We start from the raw sequence: 22,182 nt of genomic DNA on the forward strand, positions 1-22,182 counted from the left end.
CATTTCCCCTTAACCGGTGGTGATCTCTCTCGAGGAAACCTACGGCCGGCGAGGGTCCGGATCGATCCCGCGTGAGGGAAGACTCGTGGTAGCGCTGGCACCACCATGACGCCGGTCACCCCGGCCTGCGGGCGGTGTGGCCGCTCGCGTTTTCCAGCGCGTGCGCGATTCCGAGAGCGCGCAGGTCGGCGCGGTGTGCCGTGACCACCTGGACGCCGACCGGTAGTCCGTCGGCGGTGAATCCGGCCGGGACGGCGGTCGCCGGGCATTCCGTGGCGGAGATCAGGTAGGCCGCCCGCATCCAGTGCAGGTAGTCCTCCACTTCGGACCCGCCGACCGTCTTCGGGTACTCCAGTTCCGCGTCGAACGGAAGTGCCTGGCTGGCGGGAAGGACGACGGCGTCCACAGTGGAGAAATAGGCGCGGACGCGGTGGAAGAGTTCGGTGCGCAGCCGGTTGGCCGTGGCGACGTCGGCGCCGGTGAGCGCGCGTCCTTTCGCGACATTCCAGTGGATCGCCTGCTTGACCTTGCCCGGTTCCGCGTCGATGAGGTCACCGACCCCTTGCGCGTAGTACAGGGCGCGGAAGGTCTGGAAGACCTCCTCGGCACCGGTCAGGTCGGGGCCGCCGGACACGACCTGACCGGTGCCGAGGCCGCGCAGGACGTCCACCTGGTCTTCCACGATCGCCGCGACCTCGGCGTCGACGGGTACCCGCCCATCCAGATCGGGTGAGACCGCGATCCGGAAGCCGTCGAGCCGGGTCGGCAATCCGGCGGTGAACACAGCGCCGGATTCGGGCAACGACAGCGGCGCGCGCTCGTCCGGGCCCGCCTGGACGGACAGCAGCAGGGCCGTGTCGGCGACCGTGCGCCCCATCGGACCTTGGACGCCGAGGGTGAACCAGGCGTCTTTCGCCGGCCACGCGGGAACTCGTCCCGGACTCGGGCGATGGCCGACGACGTTGCAGAACGAGGCCGGATTCCGCAGCGATCCGCCCATGTCGCTGCCGTCGGCCAGCGACGTCAGCCCCGCCGCGAGCGCGGCTGCGGCGCCTCCGCTCGAACCGCCCGCGGACCGGTCCGGCGCGTAGGGGTTGCGGGTCAGGCCGAACACCGGGTTGAAGGTGTGCGAACCCGCGCCGAACTCGGGAACGTTCGTCTTGCCGAAGACGATCGCTCCCGCCGCCCGCATCCGGGCGACGACGAGTTCGTCGGCGTCGGGCACATGGTCCGCGAACGCGGGTGAGCCGAAGGTGGTGCGCATCCCGGCGGTCGCGTGGAGATCCTTCACCGCGAGCGGAAGCCCGTGCAGGGGTCCGAGCGACCGCCCTGCCGCGTGCGCTTCGTCGGCCGCCGCGGCTGCGGCCCGCGCGCTCTCCTCGTCGACGCTGACGACCGCGTTCAGCACCGGATTCAGCTCCGCCACGCGGTCGAGCGTGGCGTCGAGCAGTTCCCGCGCCGACAACTCGCCGGAGGCGAGCATCCGGGCCTGGGTGGTGGCGGGCAGATCGTTGATCGCGCTCACGCGCGGACCTCCTCTTGGTCGGGGACTCGGTAGGGAAATCCTTCAGTCCGGCAGCGGGTTCCTCCAATAGGCGGGACCCGGCGAGCTTCCTACGTTGGGACGAACGTTGCCGGGGAGGGGCTCAACGCCGACCGTCCGTCACGTTCAAGGAAGAGCGCATGACAGCATCCACCGCTCCATCCAAGACCACCTCCGCCCAGACCCGCAGGCTCGCGATCGGCGCGGGCGCCGGAACCTCGCTGGAGTTCTTCGACTTCTCGATCTACACGGTCGCCTCCGCGCTGGTCTTCCCGAAGGTGTTCTTCTCCGGCGACACCGATCCGTGGTTCGCCTCGTTCATGAGCCTGACGACCTACACGATCGGCTACGTCGTCGCGCCGCTGGGCGCGATCGTGATGGGCTGGGTGGGCGACCGGTACGGCCGCCGCCGCGCCATGCTCATCACCTTCTACCTCATGGGCGCGGCCACCGTCCTGATGGGACTGCTGCCCGGCTACGCCACGATGGGGGTGGCCGCGCCGTTGCTGCTCGTCCTGTTGCGCCTGGTGCACGGGTTCTCCCGAGGCGGGGAACTGGGCGGCGCTTCGGTGCTCGCCGTGGAGCACGCGCCACCGTCACGGCGGGCGGCGTTCGGCGCGTTCGTCGCCTTGGGGTCGCCGGTGGGGGCGCTGCTGGCGAACCTGGCCTTCGTGCTGATCTTCTACTTGCCGCAGGGGGTGATCACCAGCTGGGGCTGGCGGATCCCGTTCATCGCGGGCGCGGTCGTCCTGGCCATCGGTGTCTGGGCGCGGCGTGCCCTCGAGGAATCGCCCGTGTTCCACGAGCTCGCGGCCAGCAAACTGGACGAGAAGATCGTCAAGCTGCCGATCTGGAACGTCATCCGGGACAACTGGGGCAAACTGCTGCTCGCCGCGGGCGCGAACACCGGGCTCAACGGGGTCATGTTCGTCCTTGCCGGGTTCATGCTGTCCTACGCCGCCGGTCCGGCGCCGAAGGGCCTCGGCCTGGACATCCAGGACGCGCTGTGTGGCACCCTGCCCGGCCTCGCGCTCCACGCGGTCACGGTGGTGATCGGTGCCAGGCTCTCCGACAAACTGGGCCGCAAACCGGTGATGCTCGCGTCGGCCGCCGCGGTCCTGGCTTACATGTTCCTGCTGTTCCCGATCGCGCGGATCGGCACGCTGACCGCGTGGGCGCTCGCCATCGCCGTCGGTTTCGCACTCACGGGCTTCCTGTTCGGCCCGCTGATCACCTACCTGACTGAACTGTTCACGCCCGAACAGCGGCAGTCCGGCGCCGGACTGGCCTACCAGCTCGGGGCGGTGCTCGGCGGTGGCCTCGCTCCGTCGATGGCGAACCGGCTCATCGAATGGACCGGCTCCTCGACGTCGGTCGGCTACTACCTCGCCGGCGGGATGGCGCTGACCGTCGTCTGCTTGCTGGCCCTCCCCGAAACCGCACCAGTGAGGACCCGCCGATGAAGGACGAACTCGCCGAACTGCGTCACCGCGTCGAGGTGCTGGAGGCCGAGGCCGAGATCCGCCGGGTCCAGGCCCGCTACATGTTCCTTTGCGACACCCCCTGCCCGGAATACGGCGTCACCGGCGACGACCACCGCATCGAGCTGATCCTCGGACTGTACGCCGAGGACGCGGTCTGGGAGGGCGTCGGCGAGTACTACGACGGGCAGTTCGGCCGCGCGGTCGGCAAGGACGGGATCCGGGCGCATTTCGAGCGGTTCTGGGGCGAGAAGCGGGATCCGGCGCTGGTTCTCAACGCCCACTACCTGACGTCGGAGCAGATCCGCGTCGACGGCGACCGGGCCGAGGGGCAATGGATCCACGTCCAGCCTTGGCTGTACGCCGACGGGACCGGGTTGCTGCGCTCCAGCAGGCTCAACAACGCGTTCCGGCGTGAGAACGGACGGTGGCTGATCACCCGCACGCGGACCGAGAACGTCTTCATCGCGCCGCTGCCCGGGGGTTTCGCGTCGGACTTCCCGGCGTCGTCGGTGCTGATGGCGCCGGGCCCAGCCGAGGGCTCGTGATCGAGGGCGTAACTCGCGTGCTTGGAGGCGTAACTCGCGTGATCAGACGCGTATCTCCGAGTTACGCCTTCAATCACGCGAGTTACGCCTTCAAACACGAGAATCGCGCCTAGACGGTGACCTGGTGCTGAAGCACGTCGCGCACCAGGGTGCCGAGGCTGTCCGACTCGGTCTTGGCCTTGATCCGGGCCCGGTGCACGTCGACGGTCTTCACGCTCGTGCCCAGCCGTCGCGCGATCAGCTGGCTGGGCAGGCCGTCGATCACCAGCCGGAGCACCTCCCGTTCGCGCGGGGTCAGGGTCGCGATCCGCTCGGCGACGGCTTTGCGGCGAGCGGCCGCCGAGAACCGTTCCGCCGCGACCACCAGCTGCGCCTGGACGACCTCCAGCATCCGCTGCGGCTCGTACGGCTTCTCGAGGAAGTCGACGGCGCCCAGACGCAGTGCCCGCACCGACATCGGGATGTCGCCGTGCGCCGAACAGAAGATCACCGGGGCCGGGAATTCGCGCGCGACGAGCTTCTCCTGCAGCTGCAGCCCGCTCAGCCCGGGCATCCGGACGTCGATGATCAGCACGCTCGGTTCGTCGGGGTCGAACTCCTCCAGGAACGTCGGCCCGTCCGGGTAGACGAGCGCCTGGATGCCGACGCTCTCCAGCAGGAACACCAGGGATTGGCGGATGGCCTCGTCGTCGTCGACGATGTAGACCACCGGCGACGTCTCGCCGCCGGACGCGGACTCAGTGGTGGTCATGCGAAGCTCCTTCTGGTCGAAGGGTAAGCCAAGGGACGGACGCGCACGGTCGGAGGCCATGGCGCGAAAGCCACTTTCGCAACGTTCAAGGTTGCGAAAGATGCTCCTATAGATGTCAAGGGGTGGCGAGGTTTGCTAGGTCTGTGGTGAGGGCTTTGTGGATTTCGCGGGCGACGTAGCGTTTGAGGCAGCGGATGATGTGGCGTTTGGGAATGCCTTCGGCGGTGCGGCGTTCGAGGTAGGCGCGGGTGCGGGGGCAGTGGCGTAGGCGGACGATGACGATGCGGTAGAGGGCGGCGTTGGCGTGGCGGTCGCCGCCGCGGTTGAGACGGTGGCGGTCGGTGCGGCCGCTGCTGGCGTTGATGGGGGCGGTGCCGCAGAGGTGCGCGAACCGGGCTTCGGTGTCGATCCGGTCGGGGTTGTCCCCGGCGGTGGCCAGGAGTTGGGAGGAGGTGCCGGGGCCGACGCCGAACAGGGTGGTGGTGGCGGGCAGGACTTGCTGGGTCAGTGTTTTCAGGTCTGCTTTGGCGTCGGTGATCTCGGTGGTGAGGTGCTGGATGCGGCGTGCGAGACGGCGCAGCGCGGTCTTGGTGCCGGTGGCGGGGCTGGTGAGGTCGGAGCAAGGCCGTAGCCGGGCGCAGGCGGTGATCAGGGCCTTTCCGGTGAACCGGGTCAAAGATTCGCGCAGCGCGGCAGGGGCGGTGACGATCAGGGCGTCGAGCTGGTTGAGGGCCGCGGTGCGGGACTTGACCGCACTGTTGAGCACCGCGCGCAGGGCGGTGATCGCCGCGGCGGGCCCGGTCCCGGCCTTGGGGGTCGCGTCGGCGCGGCCTGACACCACGGCGTGGGCGGCGTTGATCGCGTCCTGGGTGTCGGTCTTTCCTTTGCGGCGGCGGGTATGCCGGTCCGGCTGGTTGACCTCCACCACCCGGACACCCTCGGCGGCCAGGTGGCGGGCCAGCCCGGCGCCGTAGGAGCCTGTGCCCTCAACCCCCACCGCGGTCACCACGCCGAAGTCCCTCAGCCAGGCCAGCAGCGCGGTGTAGCCGGCGGTGGTAGCGGGAAACGCACGCGTGTCCAGCACCCGGCCGAGCCCGTCGACCGCGGCCGCGGTGTGAGTGTCTTTATGGGTATCGACCCCACCGGTCACCCGGGTCAGGTCGACGGCATGCTGCTGATCGGTCATCCTGGTCTCTGCCATTCCGTGTCTCGATCGGTCGACGGATGGCACGTACCGGGCCGGCGGGGACGGACAACACAGTGATGGGTGTCCTGGTGGCACAGGCTCCTATCAAGTCACATCCCCCGGCCTGGTCACGTGCATGAACAGAGCCCACAAAGAGCCCACAGATCTTTCGCAAGACAACCCCAACCAGGGCGTCAGTGGCTTTCCGGGTCAAACCCTCCGCGGTCTCCATCCACACACATCATCATCACTGTGGCTTTCGCAACACCCGCTCCATCCAGCAGGCGTGCCCGAGCAGTTCGGCGTCCCCGCCGTGGCGCCCGACGAGTTGCAGGCCCAGCGGCAGCCCCGCCGCGTCGGTGAACCCGGGCAGCCCGACCACGGGCAGCCCGAGCGCCTGCCAGCCCCGGCTCAGCACGGGATTCCCGGTCGCGTCCAGCCCTCGCGGCGCCGCGCCGGGAGCGGCCGGGCCGAGCACGACGTCGAACATCTCCGCGAGCCGCACCGCACCGTCGGCGATGGTCGCCCGGGCGGCCTCGTACTCGTCGGTCGAGGTCGCGGCGCCGGTCCGCAGCAACTGTGCCAAAGGAGCGCTCAGCCGGTCGGCCACGGCGAGCTCGGCGGCCCGTTCGCGGGCCGCTTCGTAGGCCATCACCACGGGATGCGCGGCCGTGAGCTCGGCCATCAGCCGTTCGTCGCGGAACGGCTCGACGATCGCCCCTGCCTCCCGCAGCCGCTTCGCCGCTTGGGTCACGGCGTGCCGCATCGGCGCTTCGACGACGTCGAGCGCGTCGGCGGACCACACCAGGATCCGCGGCGGACGCGGTTCCAGACCTGGATCGGCGGTCAGCGCCGACCAGGCCGTCGCGAGGTCGGCGACGGTGGCCGCGAAGACGCCGTGGCTGTCCAGACTGGGGCTCAGCCCCGTCACCCCGGTGACCGGATACCGGCCGTGGCTCATGACCAGCGAAGCGACCCCGCAGTACGACGCCGGTCTGGTGACCGATCCGGCGGTCTGCGAGCCCAGCGCCAGCGGAACCTGCCCGGACGCGACGGCGGCGGCCGATCCACTCGACGAGCCGCCCGGGGTATGACCGGGAGCCGCCGGATTGCCGGTCGGGCCGGGGGCGAAGAACGCGAACTCGGAGGTGACCGTTTTCCCGAGCGGCACGACGCCCGCCGCGCGCCAGGCGGTCACGATCGCCGCGTCCGAGGTCGCCGGAGCGGCTTCCGCGCGCAGTGTGGAACCGCAACGGGTGGGCACGCCCGCCAGATCGATGATGTCCTTGACCCCGAGTGGCACGCCCGCGCCCGGCAGGAAGTCCGTCCGGTCGACCCAGGCGCGCAGGTCCGCGTCCGTCTCGGCGATCCGGCCCACTGCGCGCCGGTAAGCGTCCTCTGGAGTGGTCCGCCCCTCCCGCAGATCCCGGATGAGTTCCCCCAGCGACCACGGGCGCGTGAGCCTCATCGTTCCACCCACGCGGCATCCGCTTCCCAGAAGTCCACGCCGCCGGCGCTCACCCCGTGCCGCCACTCCGAGGTGCGCCTCAGCGTTGGCTCGACCCGCGCGGTCACCTCGTCGGCGGCGTCGGGACCGTCGGCCGGGACCTGCCAATGGACCCACTCCAGTTCGCGGCCCTCGGAGTCGTGCACGAACAGGTCCACATGACGCCAGCCGTACCCGTGGTTGTCGTTGTAACACATCAGCGTGGTGCGCTCGTTCATGGCGCGATCCGGTGGAATTCGCGGCGGAAGTAGGCGAGAGCCCCGGCGTCGTCGTTCACGAAGACGTCCTCGACCTCCACGAAGAGCACCGTGTGCGTCCCTTGGGTGAACTCGGCACCGACCTGGCCGATGAGGACGGCGGCCGCGTCACGGACGACCGGGATGCGGAACCGGTCGTGGTCCCAGACCTCGAACCGGAACCGGTCGAGCATCGGGACGTCCGTCGCACCGGCGAACTGCAGGGCGAGTTCCTGGTGCTGGGGCGCCAGGACGTTGATGGCCATCCTGCCGTTGGTCCGGAAGATGTCGTGCGTGTAGCTCGACTGGTTGACGCAGACCAGCAGCGTCGGCGGCGAGTCGGTGACCGAGCAGACCGCGCTCACCGTGATGCCGGCGCGGCCGCTGACGCCGTCGGTGGTGACGATGTTGACAGCCGTCGAAAGGTTCGCCATCGCCGCGCGAAACCGTCGCTGGGTGGTGGTCAGCTCATCGGGCATACCTCGACGCTAGAGCCGGGGCCGAAACCGGCGATATCCCGACTTCCACCGCGCCGCCTGAGGATTTCCCTTACGTGTCCAGCGGCAGCGCGAACCCGAACCGCGAGCCCCCGCCGTCCCGCCGCTCGGCCCAGATGCTCCCGTGCTGCCGGGTGACGATGCGGTGGCTCAGCGCCAGCCCGATCCCGCTGCCACCGGGTTTGCTGGTGAACGACTCGGCGAAGGGGTCCCTGGCGACGCCGCGGCCGTGATCGTCGACGGTGAGGACGCCGACCCCTTCCTTCGCCTGGGTGCCCACCGTGATCCGCCGCTGCACGGGTTCGCATTCGGTGGTCTCGTCGATCGCGTTGAGACAGAGGTTCATCACCACCTGCCCGGTGAGAACCCGCTCGCATCGCACCAGCACCGGCGCCGGATCGAGCCGGACCTCGACGGCGACCGAGCTCGGCGCGGCGCTCAGCTCGATGAAGTACAGGCACTCCCGGACGATCTCGTTCAGGTCGACCACCTGCTCGACCTGTTCCAGGTGCCCGACGAAGGATCGCAGGGAACCGACGATGTCCTTGGCCCGGTCGATCTGGCGGGCGACGCTGTCCAGGCCGTAGCCCATCTGCTCGCGGACGTCACCGCCGTCCGCCATCGTGGCGGCCCGCGCCCGGATCCCCGCGATGAAGTTCGCGGCGGCGGCCAGCGGCTGCCCGAGTTCGTGCGCGATCGCCATCGCCATGTCCCCCATGGCGTTGTAGCGCGCCAAGTAGTTCTCGTGCCGCAGCTCCAGCTCTCGCCGTGCTTCGCCGCGGACGCGCTCGGACACGTCGTGCAGGATCATCAGATACGCGTCGACCTCGGACTCGGAAAGCCGTTCCAGGCTCCCTTCCAGCCAGGTCGAGCTCTCCCCCGGCAACTCCAGTTGCACCGGCCCGACCGGATCGGCACCGGCGACCACTTCGGCCCACCGCACCGGCCTGCCGCCCAGATACAGCCGCGCGTACGCGGTCAGCGGCTCCCCCGCCAGCCGATCGTCGTCGCCGGTCAGGCCGAGGAACGTCAGCGCGCTGTCCGTCGCGAAGCGCACCGCGCCGGCGGCGTCGAGCATGAACGCCACGGTCGAGGTGTGCCGTGCCAGCGCGTCGACGTACGACGTCGTCAGCTTCAGCTCTCGTTCGATCTCCTCCGCGCGCTGGATGTCGCGGAACTGGACCATCACCGCGGGCCCGCGCTCCAGTTCGACCCGGATGGCGACCGCGTCGGTGGGGATGACCCGGCCGGATTTGCTCCGGTAGTGCCACACGATCCGGCTCGAACCGTGTTCCACCGCCGCCTGGAGCCACGCCCGACCGATCACCCGGTCGTACTGCTGGGCGGAGCTGCTCATGTGGTTGGCCTTGAGCGGGCGCAGCTCGGAAAGACTGAATTCGAGCATCTCGCACGCGGCGGGATTGGCCCACAGGATGTTCTTGGTCGCCGCGTCGTGGACCAGCACGCACGCCTTCGAGGCGTTCATCATCGCCACGAAGTCGCCGGTGGCCAGCTCAGGCGCGATCGGGTCGACCTCCACGGCCTCAGCATAGGAGTTCGCCGCCGGACCCTCCGGTAAGGATTTCCCCTACCCCTCTGCGTGGGAATCCCCGGCCGCCGGCAGGCAATGACCAATGGCCACCCGCGGCGGTGATCCCTAGCGTCGGAGACATCTTCCCTACGACGCGAGGAGCGCCCGATGGCCCAGATCCAGGAGAGCCCGGCCGTGACACTCGACGATGTCCTGGCCGAACTCCTCGAGCGCCGTCAGGAGTTCCGGGACCAGAGATACGTCTCGCGCGACTTCGTCGACCGGCTCAAGGCGGCAGGCGTCTACCGGTCCGCGACGCCCGAACGGTTCGGCGGCAGGCCCCTGCCCCCGGCCGAATTCCTGCGGATGGTGGAGCGGATCTCCGTCGTCGACGGATCCACCGGATGGGTGGCCAGTTTCGGCTCCGCGCTGGTCTACCTCGCGGCGCTGCCCGTCGAGACGCAGGCCGAGCTCTACGCCGACGGTCCCGACGTGTGCTTCGCCGGTGGTCTCTTCCCTGTCCAACGAGCCGAGCCCACCGCCTCCGGCTTCCTGGTCGACGGGCGCTGGAAGTTCGCGAGCGGCTGCATGGGTGCGGACATCCTCGGCGTCGGGATCCCAGGCGACGACACGACCGCCGGAAAGCCCCGCACCGCCCTGCTGCGGCCCGAGCAGGTCGAGATCGTTCAGGAGTGGGACGTCGTCGGGATGAAGGGCACCGGTTCCTTCGACCTGGTCGTCGACAAGGTCGAGGTGCCACGCGAATGGACGTTCATCCGCGGCGGTGAACCCACCATCGACGAGCCGTTGTACCGCTACCCCACCCTCGCCTACGCCTCCCAGGTGCTGGCGGTCGTCGGTGCGGGTGTCGCCCGCGCGGCGCTCGACTTCGCGACCGAGGTCGGCAGCGGACGTTCGGGTGTCACGGGCGCGCCGAAACTCGCCGACCGCGCCTACTACCGCACGGGTCTGGCCGAAGCCGAGGCGACGATGCGTTCGGCGCGCGCGTACTTCTACGAGGTCACCGACGAGGCGTGGCAGACCGTGCTGGACGGCGATCCCGTGGCGCCGCACCAGAACGCCCACCTGCGGCTGGCCTCGACCCATCTCGCGAAGACCGCCGCCGAGACCGTCAACCGGGTCATCGGCCTGTCCGGGACGGGCGCCATCGCCAACGACCACCCTTTGCAATGGCTGCTCGGTGACGCGCTCGTCCCGCAGCAGCACGCCTTCCTGGGTCCGGCCATGTACGACGCCGCGGGTGCCGTGCTGATGGGCCATCCGCCCACCGTTCCCGGCTTCCAGTGACCCACCACCGACCGCTGACGAGGAGTTGGACCACCACCATGAGCGATACCCCGCTGCGCGTGCTGTTCTGCATCGGTATCAACCAGAACTTCTTCGACCTGCCCGAAGACGGCGTCGCCGCCGGCGACGTCTGGACCGCCTTCGTCGCGCTGATGGACGGCATCAAGGGCCTGCCCGGCGTGGACTTCATCGGCGACATCGACGACGACTCGCATATGGTCGGCCCGTCCGACGGCTGGCCGTGGACCTGTTACCTGCTCTGCGACGTCGACACGCAGGAGACCGTCAAGAAGGCGTGCGACTTCCTGCGCACCACCCCGGTCGGCGACAGCCCGTGGAAGCTGTGGAAGTACGCCAAGATCGAGGCCCGCATCGGCCGCGCCCTCACTCCGCGCGAATACCGGGGCTGATCGCGATGACCGACTTCACCGCCGCCACCGTGTACGACCTGCCGCCCGCGGACCTCGTCCTCGGCGACCGGGTCGCCGGCCGGATGTACACCGACCCGAAGATCTTCGACCAGGAGATGACGAAGATCTTCGAGCGGTCCTGGATCTGGGTCGCCCACGAATCGGAACTGCCCAAGGCCGGCAGTTTCAAGTCGACCCATGTCGGACGGCATCCGGTCATCGTCACCAAGGACCGCAAGGGCGAGATCCGCACTCTCGTGAACCGCTGCCGCCACCGGGGCGCGTCGCTCTGTGAGAAGAAGAGCGGCCACGCCAACGGATTCACCTGTCCCTATCACGCCTGGTCCTACGGGCTGGACGGCAAACTGCGCGGCATCCCGTACCCCGACGGGTACGAGGGCGTGATGGACAAGGCGGATCTCGGCCTGAAGACCCTGCGCACCGAGTCCTACGGCGGGATGATCTTCGCGACCCTGAACGCCGACGCCGAGCCGCTGGCCGACTTCCTCGGCGACGTCAAGCTGTGGATCGATCGTTTCATGGCGCAGGGCGGCGGTTACCCGGTGAAGGTGCTCGGCACCCACCGGTTCACCTACCGGGGCAACTGGAAGATCCAGCTGGAGAACACCACCGACGGGTACCACTTCCCCATCGTGCACCGCTCCTGGATGGCCTCGGTCGACGCGGAAACCGCCGAGATGATGTCGTTCATGACCGATCCGACGGCGGTCACCCACGACCTGGGCAACGGCCACTCGGTGATGCAGATGGTCCCCGAACACTCCGACCTGGACGCGGACGACGGCAGCGAACCGCTCCAGCCGCGGTTCGACGGCCTGGTCGCCCGGCTCAAAGAGGCCGGGGCGGACGAGGCCGAGATCCGCAGGCTCGTCCGTGCCGTGCACGGCACGGGGTTCAACCTCAACCTGTTCCCGAACGTGTCGATGTCGATCTCGTTCTTCCGGGTGTTGCGGCCGATCAGCGTCGACGAGACCGTCATCGAGCACGTCGCCCTCGGCAGCGACGGCCCGGCCGAGATCGTCGGGCCGGTCAACCGCGAGCGGCTACGCGCCCACGAACATTTCCAGGGTCCGTTCGGGTTCGGCACCCCGGACGACTCCGAGGGCTGGGACCGGGTGCAGCGCGGCGCCCAGGGCGCACCCGAACTGCCGATCATGGTCAACCGCGGTCTGGGTCGCGAAAAGCCCTCCGCCGAAGGCTGGCCGACCAGCCATGTCACCGACGAGACCGGGATGCGGGCGGCGTACGCCCAATGGAAGCGGATGATGAGCGATGACTGAGACCCTCACCGATCCGCGGGTGGTCCGCGCGATCGAGCTGGCCTGGCGCGAGGCCGCGCTGCTGGACGCCAAGGACTACGAGACCTGGCAAGGGCTTTACGCCGACGACGCGCGGTACGTCATCCCGATCGAACGCGACGCCGAGGATTTCGACGACGTCCTCAACATGGTCCACGACGACGCCCGGATGCGCGGGTTGCGCGTGCGGCGGATGACCGAGGGCTACGCGATCGCCGCGGTGGACTCGGCGATCACCGTGCGGACCGTCTCGCGTTTCCTCCCCACGGACGTCGACGACCGGTCGGTCACGCTCAAGGCCGCCCAGATCATCGTGGCGTACAAACGCGGCCGTCACGACCTCTGGGCCGCGGACGTCGACTACGTCGTCCGCCTCGGCGCCAGTGCCGGCGAAGACCGCTTCGCCCGCAAGGTCGTCCGGCTGGTCAACGCCGACGAAGCCGTTCCCGCCGCGGGATTCCTGCTGTGAGCGGCAACGCGCCGGTCGCCGTGATCACCGGCGGCGCGACCGGGCTCGGCGAGCAGATCGCGCGGCGCCTGCACAGCGGTGGTCACCGGGTGGCGATCGCCGACCTCGACGAGGCGGCCGCGAAACGGCTCGCGACCGAATTGGACCGGACCGGGGCGCACGCCCAGAGCTACCGCGTCGACGTCGCCAGCCGCCCGGACATCGACCAGCTGCTCGCGTCGGTGCTGGGCGACTTCGGCGGGGTGCAGGTGCTGGTCAACAACGCCGCCCGCACCCAGGCACGACCGTTGCTGGAGATCACGCCGCAGGAGCTCGACGAGGTGATGGCGGTGAACTTCAACGGCACCTTCCACGCCTGTCAGCTGTTCGGCGCGCACATGGCCGAAGCCGGATACGGCCGGATCGTCAACCTGGCTTCGCTGGCCGGGCAGAACGGCGGCACCTCGACCGGCGGGCACTACGCGTCCTCCAAGGGCGCGATCCTCACGGCGACCAAGGTGTTCGCCCGCGAGCTCGCCGCACGGGGAGTCACGGTGAACGCGGTCTCCCCCGGACCGCAGGACAGCCCCATGGTCCACCGCATCGTCGGCGAGGAGAACCTCGCGAAGCTGACGGCCGGCATCCCGGTCGGACGGCTGGGCAGCATGACGTTCATCGCCGAGATGGTGGCGCTGCTCGCCTCCCCCGAAGCCGCCTCCGTCACCGGCGCCTGCTGGGACGCGAACGGCGGCCTGTTCATGCGCTGACCAGGAGGCATCCAGATGACGAACGTCCTCTTCCGCGTCGTCGAAATCACCGAAGAGACACCGGAAATCCGTACCCTGCGGCTGGTCCGGCAGGACGACGAGCCGCTGCGCGTCCGTTACCGGGCCGGTGCGCACGTCGACGTGGTCGGCCCGACGGGGGTGCTGCGGCAGTATTCGCTGTGCGGCGCCCCCGACGACCCGCGTTCGATCCTGATCGCGGTCAAACGGGAACCGGCATCGCGCGGTGGATCCGTGGCGATGCACCAGGTCTCTGTCGGCGACCACCTCAAGGTCAGCGAGCCGCGCAATCTGCTGACCGTCGCCGAAGACGCCGACCGGCACGTCCTCGTCGCCGGCGGTATCGGCATCACGCCGCTGCTTTCGATGGCCTACGAGCTCTACACCTGGGGCAGCGAATTCGAGCTGCACTACTTCGCTCGCTCGCGGGAAACCGCGGCGTTCGTGGAACTGCTGGAAGAACGGGTCGAGTTCGCCGACCGGGTCCGGCCGCATTTCGGCGTCCCGCGCGGCGAACATCCCGCCGTGCTGCGGACGATCGCCGAGGGACTGACCCCGTCGACCCACGTCTACACCTGTGGCCCCGACGGTTTCATGCGACAGGTCGGCGACGTGCTCGGCCCGGTCGTCGGTGCGGACCATGTGCACGTCGAACATTTCGATGCCGCCGAGGTGGGCACGTCGGCCGACCGTCCCCTCACCGTCGAACTCGACACCGGCGAGGAATTCGAGGTACCGGCCGGGAAATCGATCCTGGCGGTGCTCGAGGACAACGGCATCGAGGTCTTCAAGTCCTGCGAGGAAGGGATTTGCGGCTCGTGCGTGTCCGGCGTGCTCGAAGGCACCCCGGATCATCGGGACAACTGCCTGACCGCGGCCGACCGCGAAGGCCAGATGGCACTTTGCGTTTCGCGCGCGCTCACCGACCGGCTCGTCATCGAGCTGTACTGAACGACCACCGTTCGGGCGCCCACCGTTTGGCGAATAGCCGGGCGACGGGCGCCGCTGGCAGGCTGGACCCGGTCCGCTCCGCCGAGAAAGGGTGATCCCCGGTGACGCGTCCCCTGGTTCTGGACCCGAACGGCCAAGACATCCACGCCGAGAACGAACGACTGCGCGAACAAGGCCCGATCACCCGGGTCGAGTTGCCGGGCGGTGTCGTGGCGTGGTCGGTGACCGGCTACGAACTCCTGCGTGACCTGCTCAGCGACCCGCGTGTGTCCAAGGACGCCCGCCGGCACTGGCCGGCGCTGGCCGAGGTCAGCGCGGACTGGCCGTTGCTGGTGTGGGTCAACGTGCGGAACATGTTCACCGCTTACGGCGCCGACCACAAACGGCTCCGCTCGCTCGTGACGCAGGCCTTCACGGCACGCAGGATCGCCACGCTGGAGCCCTGGATCACCCGGATCGTCACCGATCTGCTGGACGGGCTCGCGGCCCTGCCCGCCGACGAACCCGTGGACCTGCGGGAGAGCTTCGCCTATCCAGTGCCCATCGAAGTGATCTGCCACCTGTTCGGCGTACCGGACTCGGCCCGCGGCAGACTTCGGCACTCGGTCGACGTCTTCTTCCGGACTTCGGCGAGCCAGGAGGCGATGCTGGCCGCCTATCAGGACATCCATTCGATCTTCACCGAGCTCGTCGCCGCCAAGCGGGAGAACCCCGGCGGCGATCTCACCACCGCGCTCATCGCCGCGCAGGACGATGGCGCCCGGCTCGACGAAACCGAACTGATCGACACCCTGATCCTGTTCATCTCGGCCGGTCACGAAACCACCGTGAATCTCCTCGACCAGGCCATCACCGCGCTGCTGACCCATCCCGATCAGCTCGCTCCGCTCCGCGCGGGGCAGGTCTCTTGGACCGACGCGATCGAGGAAACCTTGCGGTGGCAGGCTCCCGTGGCGAACCTGCCGTTGCGCTACGCCGTCGAGGACATCGCCGTCGCCGATGTGGTCATCCGGCAGGGCGACGCGATTCTGGCGGGCTACGCCGCCGCCGGACGGGACCCGGCGCTGCACGGGCACGACGCCGACGCGTTCGACGTGGCGCGGAAGGACAAAGCGCATATCGCGTTCGGGTACGGCGCGCATTTCTGCATCGGCGCACCGCTGGCCCGGCTGGAGGCGGCGATCGCCCTTCCGGCCCTGTTCGAGCGTTTCCCCGACATGACCCTCGCGGCGTCGCCGGAAGCCTTACGGCATCTCGACTCGTTCATCTCCAACGGCCATCGATCGCTGCCGGTCTCGCTCAAGCGCCCGGATTCAGCCCCGTAGCCCGGGTGCCGGCTGATCGCCCTGTGCCGCACTCACGTGAGTCACGCCTTTGCGCACGCCGCGCCTGACGGTTCTGAGCTGAATCGCCGCCCACGACCCGTATCCAGCCGGGGTGAAGGCTCCCTTCGCCGCATCAGATGCGGCGAAGGGAGCCTTCACCCCACGCAGGACAGCAAGGAAACCGTCGTGTCATCGTCCGCGGAACCGCGAAGCCAACGCGGCCACCGGCGATCGCCGCGCCCGCACCGGAAGCGCGCCGGACGTGATGTCCTCCAGCAGTGTCGCCACGGTCTCCCGCGCACAAGTGCGGTTCGCGCCGATTCCGCCCGAGGGACCGCGTTTGATCCAGCCGACCACATACGCGCCACCGCGCCCGTCGACGCGACCGGCCGTGTTCGGGATCGTGCCGCGGTCGTCGTCGAACGGCAGCCCCGTCACCGGGACTCCGCGATAGCCGACAGCACGGACGACCTGACCGGCGGCGATCTCCGCCGGCCCGTCCTGCCCCGTGACGCGCAGGCCGCGCACCTGGGTGTCGCCGACGATCTCGGTGGGCGCGGAGTGGAACCGCAAAACAATCCGGCGAGCGTCGGACTCCGGAGGCACGGTCCAGTCCACAGACTCCCGGTCGAGTTCCCGCAGCAGCGCCGCCTTGCCGCTGCCCGCGTCGATCGCGGCCGTGGTACGCGGGTCGGCGTCATCCACTACGAGCGGCACACCAGCGCGTCCCGCCAAGGCGAGCAACTCCGGAGACGTGTACGCCGCGTCCTCCGGTCCACGCCGGGCGAGCAGCACGACCTCCCGGATCTTGCTGGTGCGCAAGCGTTCCAGGGCGTGCGGGGCGATCGTCGTCCCGGCGAGGTCGTCGGGGTCGGCGGTGAGGATCCGGGCCACGTCCAGCGCGACGTTCCCGGTGCCGACCAGGACGACACGTTCCGCGGACAGGTCGACCGCGTTCGCGGGCACGTCCGGATGGCCGTTGTACCAGGCGACGACGGTGGTCGCGGCGATGCTGCCGGGCAGATCCTCGCCGTCGACGCCGAGCCGGCGCGCGGACGAGGCGCCGACCGCGTAGACGACGGCGTCGTGCCGTCCGGCCAGCTCGTCCACCGACACGTCGCGGCCGATCTCGGTGCCCAGGCGCATCTTCAGCCGCGGGTGCTCGTGAAGACGCGAGAACGTCTCGCCGATCCGCTTCGTGGCGGGGTGATCCGGGGCGACGCCGTAGCGGACGAGCCCGCCGGCGACCGGGAGCCGGTCGATCAGCGTGACCCGCGCGTTCGTGTGGAGAAGCAGGTCTTCCACCGCGTACATCCCGGCCGGGCCCGTGCCGACGACGGCGATGTCCGGCGGCGCGAAGTCGCTCGGGATGGCCCGGTCGAACGTCGGCGGGCTCCACCGGTGGAAGTTCGGCGCCGGATCCACCGAGGCGACGGGCTCGCGGTCGGCGTAGAAGGCCGCGTTGATTCCCGCGTAGACCTGCAGCGGTCCGGTCAGCAGGTCCGCCGGGAAGATGGCGTCCACCGGGCAGGCGTCGGCGCAGGCCCCGCAGTCGATGCACGTGTCCGGATCGACGTAGAGCATCTCGGTGGTGCCGAAATCGGGCTCGTCCGGCGTCGGATGGATGCAGTTGACCGGACAGACCGACACACAGGTGGCGTCGTTGCAGCAGGTCTGGGTGATCGCGAAGGCCATGTCAGATCAGGTTCGCCCGCTTGTAGAACACCAGCGCGGGGCGGGTCAGCAGGCCGCACGAGCCGAGGAACTCCATCAGCCCGGCACAGCTGGACCGCATCATCGACTTGTGGTGCTCGTTGGCCTTCGCCTCCCGCAACGCGCGCTTGGTGTCGAGCCCCGCGTGCTTGTAGACGTCGCGGTTGATCATGCTGCTGACGATGAAGTACGACGCGATCGCGATGACCAGCGCGTTCACCCGGCGGCGAAGGAAACCCGCACCCTCCAGCTGCTCACGCGTCTCCTCCCTGGCGAACTTCATGTGCCGGGACTCTTCGACCACGTGGATGTTGTTGATGGTGCGCACGAACGGGACCACGCGCTCGTCGCGCATCCAGTCGCGCTGCATGACGTCGAGGACCTCTTCGGCGACGAGGATCGCCGCGTACGCCGCTTCGCCGCTGGCCGTCGCCTTGAAGATCCGGCCGAGTTCGACGGCGAGCTTGCGCGGGCGGTACGGCGGCGCGCCGAGCTTCGCCGCGCCGCGCGCGAACATGATCGAGTGACGGCATTCGTCGGCGATCTCGGTCAGCGCCCACTGGAACGCCGGATCGGTCGGGTCCTTGGCGTAGAAGTCGCGCAGTACCATCTGCTGCAGGATCATCTCGAACCAGATCCCGGTGCTCGCCACGGAAGCGGCTTCCTGGCGCGTGAGCTCCTTCTGCTGCTCCGGGCTCATCTCGGCCCAGTAGCTCGTGCCGTAGAGCGTGCTCCACTCCGGGCTGGCGCCGTGGAACTCCTTGTCCAGCGGCGTCTCCCAGTCCACCTCGGTGGCCGGGTCGTAGGACAGCATCGCGGACGAATCGAGGAGCCGCTGCGCGGTCTCGTGGCGGCCTGCCCCGGCCGTTCGTGGCACATCGGTGCTGGTCATACGGACCTCCCTGACGACGTCGACAGAGTGCGCGGCTACCTGTTACCGCGATTCACTGTTACTCAAGGTAACATATACGAGCAGTCCACGAAAGAAGGGGAAATCCGCCCATGACCGCGCCCCGCCGCATCGCCACCTTCGACCGCGACGGACTCGTCTTCGACGTCCGGGACACCGGCCCGCTCGACGGCGACGTCGTCGTCCTGCTGCACGGTTTCCCGCAGACCGGCGCCTCCTGGGCCGACACCGCCGCCCTGCTCCACCAGCGCGGATACCGCACGATCGTGCCCGACCAGCGCGGCTACTCACCCCGCGCACGCGCGCGGGGCCGCTTCGCCTACCGATCCAGCCGTCTGGTGGCCGACACCGTCGCCCTCATCGACACCCTCGGCTCCGGGCCGGTCCACCTCGTCGGGCACGACTGGGGTGCCGTCGCCGCCTGGTCGACCGCGGCCCGGCGACCCGACCTGGTCACCTCCCTGACCACCGTGTCGGTCCCCCATCCTGGGGCGTTCCTCCGCGCGATGCTCGGCAGCGACCAGCTCGTCCGGTCGTACTACATGTTCTTGTTCCAGCTTCCCTGGCTGCCCGAACTCGCCATCCGGAGCCGACCACGCGTACTGGAACGCACGCTGGCCGGCACCGGGATGACACCCGCCCAGATCGGCCAGGTCCGCCAGGACATCGTCCGCGGCGGCGCCCTCAGCGGCGGCTTGAACTGGTACCGCGCGATGGTTTTCACCCACCCGGCCGCCCTCCGCGCCCGGGTCACCGTGCCGGCCACCCACGTCTGGAGCGACGGCGACACCGCCCTGTCCCGGCGCAGCGCCGAACTCGCCGGCCAGTACGTCGACGCCGCCTACCGGCTCGAAATCCTGACCGGCGTCAGCCACTGGGTGCCCGAAGAAGCGGCCACGACGCTCGCCGCCATCATCGACCGCACCGCCACGGAGGCCGCTAGTCGACCGGCGTGACCTCGGCCATCTCCGACCACGCGTCGCCGTCGAGGTTCTGGTAGTTGATCCGGGGCTTCTCGGCGACGACGGTCGCCATGAACGGGAAGAACTCCTGAGCGTGCCGCGTGGCGACGTGGGCGTCACCGGCGGCGCTGTCGGCGAAGACCTCGACGAGGACGAATTCGTTCTCCTCGCCGGCGTTCTGGTAGTAGTCGAACGAAATGTTGCCCGGTTCGCTACGCACCTGCTGCGTGTAGCGCTCGATACCCGCGAGCCATTCGGTGCGCTTCTCGGGGCGGATCTGTGCTTTGAGAACGATCAGGATCATGGTCCGAGTATCGCAAAGCGGGTCTTCGCGCGCTCCGCTCCGAGGCCGCGGATGGCCGGATGAAAGACTGACGGGGTGATCACCCGGCTCCGGTCCTGTTGGTCCGCGATCCGGTACCTGGCGGTCGGCGCGGCCTCCTCCATGTTCGCCTGGTTCGTCCTCGTCGGCATGCTGTTCGTGCTGCTGATGTGCCCGTTCGGGGTCGGGATCCCGGCGTTGCCCGTCGCGCTCCAGCTGATCCGGCGTCCGGTCGGCTTCGAACGCCGCCGGGCCGCCCGCCTGCTCGGCGAGCCGATCCCCGAGCCGTACCGGTCCGGGAACCCGGTGACCGACCCGGCCTCGCGACGGGATCTGGGCTGGCTCGTCTTCCACGGTGCCACCGGTTTCGTCCTCGGCATCTTCGCCATCGCGCTGCCGCTCGGCGGGCTCCGGCAGATCGTCACGGCACTGGTGTGGCCGACGGTGCCCGGCGGAGTGGAAACCTCGCTCGGGTTCTTCGTCACCTCGTGGCCGCTGGCGGCGCTCAGCGTGATCACCGGCGTCGGAATGATCGCGCTGGTCTTCCTGTTCCCGCGCGTGGCCCGTTGGCAGGCCTCCGTCGCACGCCGGCTGCTCGCGCCGGCGGCCGGGGTCGTGCTGACCGACCGCGTCGTCGAACTGGCCGCGTCACGTGCCGCCGCGCTGGAGGCGCACGGCGCCGAACTCCGCCGGCTCGAACGGGACCTGCACGACGGGACCCAGGCGAGGATCGCCGCGGTGGTGCTGCAGCTGGGGATCGCCGATTCGCTCTTCGAGAAGGACCCGCAGCGGGCGCGCGAACTGCTCGGCAAGGCGCAGGACACCGCGACCGGGGCGCTGGCCGAACTCCGGACCGTCGTGCGCAGCATCCACCCGCCGTTGCTGACCGACCGCGGCCTCGACGGCGCCGTCACCGCGCTGGCCGACCGCTGCCCGGTTCCGTGCACTGTGGACGTTCGCAGCCGAAGCCGCCGTCCCGCCGCAGTCGAAGCGGCCGCCTACTTCGTGGTCGCCGAGATGCTGGCCAACATCACCAAGCATTCCGGCGCCGAACACGCCTGGATCACCCTCGACGGCACCGTCGACACCCTGCTCATCGAGATCCGCGACGACGGCCGCGGTGGCGCCGACGAAGCCGCGGGCAGCGGTCTGTCCGGAATCCGCAAACGGGCCGAGGCGTTCGACGGGACCCTGAAACTGTCCAGCCCCGCCGGTGGGCCGACCGTAGTGAAAGTGGAGCTGCCATGCGGGTCGTGATCGTCGAGGACGACGCGCTGCTGCGCGAAGGCCTCGTGATGCTGCTGAACACCTCGGGCATCGACGTCGCCGCGGCGGTGGACGACGTGGAGGAGTTCCTCGAACTCGTCGCCGAGGACCGGCCCGACGCGGTGATCACCGACGTCCGGCTGCCGCCGACCCATACCGACGAAGGCCTCCGCGCCGCCGTCAAAGCGCGGAAGATGTATCCCGGGCTTCCGGTGCTCGTGCTGTCCGCTCACGTCGAAACCGGCTACGCGGCGGAACTTCTGGCCGACGGCAAAGGCGCGGTCGGGTATCTGCTCAAGGAGCGGGTCGGGAAGGTCGAGAAGTTCCTCGACGCGCTGGACCGGGTCGTCAAGGGCGGGACGGCCATGGACCCCGAGGTCATCACCCAGCTGATGGCGCACCGCCGGGCCACCGACCCGCTCGAAGGCCTGACCGCGCGGGAGCGCGAGGTGCTCGGGCTGATGGCGGAGGGCTACAACAACACGACCATCGCCGAACTCCTGGTGGTGAGCGACGGCGCGGTGCACAAGCACATCCGGAACATCTTCGCGAAACTCGGGCTGCCGGAGGACAGCGGGCACCGGCGGGTCCTGGCGGTGCTGGCCTATCTGGGCGGGAAGGGCTGAGGTCCTGGGCGGCTATCCCAAACCAGCCTCAGGAGCCGCCGAGTTCTTCCGCCAGCCCGACGACGATCCCCTCGGGACCGCGGACGTAACAGAGCCGATAGATGTTCTCGTACCGCACCACCTCACCCACGAGTTCCGCGCCGTGGCCACGCAGCCGGGCGACGACGTCCTCGATGTCGTCCACCGCGAACATGATCCGGCGCAGGCCCAGCGTGTTCGCCGGTGCGTCCCTCGGCTCGGGGGCGATGGCCTTCGGCCGGTGGAACTTCGCCAGCTCGACCCGCCCGTGCCCGTTCGGCACCCGCAGCATCGCGATATCCTGGCCGACGTCTTCGAGCCCGATCACCCGTTCCGCCTCCGGCCAGTCGAGTGGTCCCTTGCCCTCCAGTTCCATTCCCAATTCGACGAAGAACGCGATGACCGCGTCAAGGTCTTCGACGACGATGAGCACGTTGTCCATCCGCTGGATCCCCACGCTGGGCCTCCTTCGCTCGGCTCGGTCGCGGAGGTAGCGCCAGCACCACCTCGCGACGGGGGCCACTCCCCTGTTCGCCCGT

The 22,182-nt window shown here is 69.4% G+C and carries 23 protein-coding genes; 12 read left to right on the forward strand and 11 right to left on the reverse strand.

The genetic code is table 11. From position 1 onward, the window contains the following. Positions 1–115 precede the first annotated feature (115 nt). Entirely contained in the window at positions 116–1,525 is a 1,410-nt protein-coding gene (locus tag ACOCEP_RS32610; protein ID WP_482333057.1) for an amidase, read from the reverse strand. 158 nt (positions 1,526–1,683) lie between these two features. Between ACOCEP_RS32610 and ACOCEP_RS32615 the strand changes: the two genes are divergently transcribed. Together ACOCEP_RS32615 and ACOCEP_RS32620 are read left to right on the forward strand one after the other, a co-directional pair. Then, on the forward strand, positions 1,684–3,006 hold the full coding sequence (locus tag ACOCEP_RS32615; protein ID WP_482333058.1) for an MFS transporter: 1,323 nt from the start codon (positions 1,684–1,686) through the stop codon (positions 3,004–3,006). Beyond that, entirely contained in the window at positions 3,003–3,572 is a 570-nt protein-coding gene (locus tag ACOCEP_RS32620) for a nuclear transport factor 2 family protein (protein ID WP_482333060.1), read from the forward strand. Before ACOCEP_RS32615 ends, ACOCEP_RS32620 begins: the two co-directional genes overlap by 4 nt. A gap of 109 nt (positions 3,573–3,681) precedes the next feature. On the opposite strand, the gene ACOCEP_RS32625 is transcribed toward ACOCEP_RS32620, so the two are convergent. The 6 genes from ACOCEP_RS32625 to ACOCEP_RS32650 all read right to left on the reverse strand — a co-directional run bounded on the left by ACOCEP_RS32625 (position 3,682) and on the right by ACOCEP_RS32650 (position 9,289). Further along, a complete protein-coding gene (locus ACOCEP_RS32625) occupies positions 3,682–4,323 on the reverse strand; it encodes a response regulator transcription factor (protein ID WP_482333061.1) in 642 nt (213 codons plus the stop codon). A gap of 115 nt (positions 4,324–4,438) precedes the next feature. Beyond that, a complete protein-coding gene (locus tag ACOCEP_RS32630) occupies positions 4,439–5,524 on the reverse strand; it encodes an IS110 family RNA-guided transposase (RefSeq protein WP_482333063.1) in 1,086 nt (361 codons plus the stop codon). A 232-nt stretch (positions 5,525–5,756) separates the two neighbouring features. Then, a complete protein-coding gene (locus tag ACOCEP_RS32635) occupies positions 5,757–6,977 on the reverse strand; it encodes an amidase (RefSeq protein WP_482333064.1) in 1,221 nt (406 codons plus the stop codon). After that, the gene (locus tag ACOCEP_RS32640) at positions 6,974–7,234 is read right to left on the reverse strand and encodes a hypothetical protein (protein ID WP_482333066.1); all 261 of its coding nucleotides are present in this window, start codon (positions 7,232–7,234) and stop codon (positions 6,974–6,976) included. The genes ACOCEP_RS32635 and ACOCEP_RS32640 overlap by 4 nt, the downstream gene beginning before the upstream one ends. Next, entirely contained in the window at positions 7,231–7,731 is a 501-nt protein-coding gene (locus ACOCEP_RS32645) for a flavin reductase (protein WP_482333067.1), read from the reverse strand. Before ACOCEP_RS32645 ends, ACOCEP_RS32640 begins: the two co-directional genes overlap by 4 nt. Positions 7,732–7,801: 70 nt before the next feature. Next, a complete protein-coding gene (locus ACOCEP_RS32650) occupies positions 7,802–9,289 on the reverse strand; it encodes a PAS domain-containing sensor histidine kinase (protein ID WP_482333068.1) in 1,488 nt (495 codons plus the stop codon). Between the two features lie 159 nt (positions 9,290–9,448). Here ACOCEP_RS32650 and ACOCEP_RS32655 point away from each other — a divergent pair, with 159 nt between their 5' ends. The 7 genes from ACOCEP_RS32655 to ACOCEP_RS32685 all read left to right on the forward strand — a co-directional run bounded on the left by ACOCEP_RS32655 (position 9,449) and on the right by ACOCEP_RS32685 (position 15,826). Continuing rightward, positions 9,449–10,588, forward strand: a complete 1,140-nt coding sequence (locus ACOCEP_RS32655; protein WP_482333069.1) for an acyl-CoA dehydrogenase family protein — start codon at positions 9,449–9,451, stop codon at positions 10,586–10,588. A gap of 38 nt (positions 10,589–10,626) precedes the next feature. After that, positions 10,627–10,998: a hypothetical protein gene (locus tag ACOCEP_RS32660; RefSeq protein WP_482333070.1), complete on the forward strand. Its 372-nt coding sequence runs from the start codon at positions 10,627–10,629 to the stop codon at positions 10,996–10,998. Between the two features lie 5 nt (positions 10,999–11,003). Further along, on the forward strand, positions 11,004–12,299 hold the full coding sequence (locus ACOCEP_RS32665; protein WP_482333071.1) for an aromatic ring-hydroxylating oxygenase subunit alpha: 1,296 nt from the start codon (positions 11,004–11,006) through the stop codon (positions 12,297–12,299). Next, complete coding sequence (locus ACOCEP_RS32670) at positions 12,292–12,786, forward strand: aromatic-ring-hydroxylating dioxygenase subunit beta (protein WP_482333072.1); 495 nt, start codon at positions 12,292–12,294, stop codon at positions 12,784–12,786. Before ACOCEP_RS32665 ends, ACOCEP_RS32670 begins: the two co-directional genes overlap by 8 nt. Further along, positions 12,783–13,532 carry an SDR family NAD(P)-dependent oxidoreductase gene (locus tag ACOCEP_RS32675; RefSeq protein ID WP_125695144.1) on the forward strand — a complete coding sequence of 250 codons (750 nt, stop codon included), beginning with the start codon at positions 12,783–12,785 and terminating at the stop codon, positions 13,530–13,532. Before ACOCEP_RS32670 ends, ACOCEP_RS32675 begins: the two co-directional genes overlap by 4 nt. Positions 13,533–13,547: 15 nt before the next feature. Further along, positions 13,548–14,501, forward strand: coding sequence for a PDR/VanB family oxidoreductase (locus ACOCEP_RS32680; RefSeq protein ID WP_482333074.1), 954 nt, complete (start codon positions 13,548–13,550; stop codon positions 14,499–14,501). A 101-nt stretch (positions 14,502–14,602) separates the two neighbouring features. After that, the gene (locus ACOCEP_RS32685; RefSeq protein WP_482333075.1) at positions 14,603–15,826 is read left to right on the forward strand and encodes a cytochrome P450 family protein; all 1,224 of its coding nucleotides are present in this window, start codon (positions 14,603–14,605) and stop codon (positions 15,824–15,826) included. Between the two features lie 189 nt (positions 15,827–16,015). Here the strand turns inward: ACOCEP_RS32685 and ACOCEP_RS32690 are convergent, their stop codons facing one another. Beyond that, a complete protein-coding gene (locus ACOCEP_RS32690; RefSeq protein ID WP_482333076.1) occupies positions 16,016–17,521 on the reverse strand; it encodes an FAD-dependent oxidoreductase in 1,506 nt (501 codons plus the stop codon). Between the two features lies 1 nt (position 17,522). Beyond that, positions 17,523–18,431: an AurF N-oxygenase family protein gene (locus tag ACOCEP_RS32695; protein WP_482333078.1), complete on the reverse strand. Its 909-nt coding sequence runs from the start codon at positions 18,429–18,431 to the stop codon at positions 17,523–17,525. Between the two features lie 110 nt (positions 18,432–18,541). On the opposite strand from ACOCEP_RS32695, the gene ACOCEP_RS32700 reads away from it, so the two are divergent. After that, positions 18,542–19,405 (forward strand): alpha/beta fold hydrolase, encoded by an 864-nt coding sequence (locus ACOCEP_RS32700; protein WP_482333079.1) that lies wholly within the window; start codon positions 18,542–18,544, stop codon positions 19,403–19,405. Here the strand turns inward: ACOCEP_RS32700 and ACOCEP_RS32705 are convergent. Further along, positions 19,389–19,715, reverse strand: coding sequence for a putative quinol monooxygenase (locus ACOCEP_RS32705; RefSeq protein WP_482333081.1), 327 nt, complete (start codon positions 19,713–19,715; stop codon positions 19,389–19,391). The genes ACOCEP_RS32700 and ACOCEP_RS32705 overlap by 17 nt on opposite strands. A gap of 75 nt (positions 19,716–19,790) precedes the next feature. Here ACOCEP_RS32705 and ACOCEP_RS32710 point away from each other — a divergent pair, with 75 nt between their 5' ends. Together ACOCEP_RS32710 and ACOCEP_RS32715 are read left to right on the forward strand one after the other, a co-directional pair. After that, positions 19,791–20,990: a sensor histidine kinase gene (locus ACOCEP_RS32710; protein ID WP_482333083.1), complete on the forward strand. Its 1,200-nt coding sequence runs from the start codon at positions 19,791–19,793 to the stop codon at positions 20,988–20,990. Continuing rightward, positions 20,978–21,625 (forward strand): response regulator transcription factor, encoded by a 648-nt coding sequence (locus ACOCEP_RS32715; RefSeq protein ID WP_482333084.1) that lies wholly within the window; start codon positions 20,978–20,980, stop codon positions 21,623–21,625. The genes ACOCEP_RS32710 and ACOCEP_RS32715 overlap by 13 nt, the downstream gene beginning before the upstream one ends. Before the next feature lie 28 nt (positions 21,626–21,653). Here the strand turns inward: ACOCEP_RS32715 and ACOCEP_RS32720 are convergent, their stop codons facing one another. After that, on the reverse strand, positions 21,654–22,100 hold the full coding sequence (locus tag ACOCEP_RS32720; protein ID WP_482333086.1) for a VOC family protein: 447 nt from the start codon (positions 22,098–22,100) through the stop codon (positions 21,654–21,656). Positions 22,101–22,182 lie beyond the last annotated feature (82 nt).

This window comes from Amycolatopsis sp. CA-211722, from assembly GCF_056828465.1.

Bases quoted from the DNA above. Each gene is read 5' to 3' on its own strand.
- ACOCEP_RS32615 (WP_482333058.1), top strand. From the start codon at position 1,684: ATGACAGCATCCACCGCTCCATCCAAGACCACCTCCGCCCAGACCCGC.
- ACOCEP_RS32620 (WP_482333060.1), top strand. From the start codon at position 3,003: ATGAAGGACGAACTCGCCGAACTGCGTCACCGCGTCGAGGTGCTGGAG.
- ACOCEP_RS32625 (WP_482333061.1), bottom strand. From the start codon at position 4,323: ATGACCACCACTGAGTCCGCGTCCGGCGGCGAGACGTCGCCGGTGGTC.
- ACOCEP_RS32630 (WP_482333063.1), bottom strand. From the start codon at position 5,524: ATGGCAGAGACCAGGATGACCGATCAGCAGCATGCCGTCGACCTGACC.
- ACOCEP_RS32635 (WP_482333064.1), bottom strand. From the start codon at position 6,977: ATGAGGCTCACGCGCCCGTGGTCGCTGGGGGAACTCATCCGGGATCTG.
- ACOCEP_RS32640 (WP_482333066.1), bottom strand. From the start codon at position 7,234: ATGAACGAGCGCACCACGCTGATGTGTTACAACGACAACCACGGGTAC.
- ACOCEP_RS32645 (WP_482333067.1), bottom strand. From the start codon at position 7,731: ATGCCCGATGAGCTGACCACCACCCAGCGACGGTTTCGCGCGGCGATG.
- ACOCEP_RS32655 (WP_482333069.1), top strand. From the start codon at position 9,449: ATGGCCCAGATCCAGGAGAGCCCGGCCGTGACACTCGACGATGTCCTG.
- ACOCEP_RS32660 (WP_482333070.1), top strand. From the start codon at position 10,627: ATGAGCGATACCCCGCTGCGCGTGCTGTTCTGCATCGGTATCAACCAG.
- ACOCEP_RS32665 (WP_482333071.1), top strand. From the start codon at position 11,004: ATGACCGACTTCACCGCCGCCACCGTGTACGACCTGCCGCCCGCGGAC.
- ACOCEP_RS32670 (WP_482333072.1), top strand. From the start codon at position 12,292: ATGACTGAGACCCTCACCGATCCGCGGGTGGTCCGCGCGATCGAGCTG.
- ACOCEP_RS32680 (WP_482333074.1), top strand. From the start codon at position 13,548: ATGACGAACGTCCTCTTCCGCGTCGTCGAAATCACCGAAGAGACACCG.
- ACOCEP_RS32690 (WP_482333076.1), bottom strand. From the start codon at position 17,521: ATGGCCTTCGCGATCACCCAGACCTGCTGCAACGACGCCACCTGTGTG.
- ACOCEP_RS32695 (WP_482333078.1), bottom strand. From the start codon at position 18,431: ATGACCAGCACCGATGTGCCACGAACGGCCGGGGCAGGCCGCCACGAG.
- ACOCEP_RS32700 (WP_482333079.1), top strand. From the start codon at position 18,542: ATGACCGCGCCCCGCCGCATCGCCACCTTCGACCGCGACGGACTCGTC.
- ACOCEP_RS32705 (WP_482333081.1), bottom strand. From the start codon at position 19,715: ATGATCCTGATCGTTCTCAAAGCACAGATCCGCCCCGAGAAGCGCACC.
- ACOCEP_RS32715 (WP_482333084.1), top strand. From the start codon at position 20,978: ATGCGGGTCGTGATCGTCGAGGACGACGCGCTGCTGCGCGAAGGCCTC.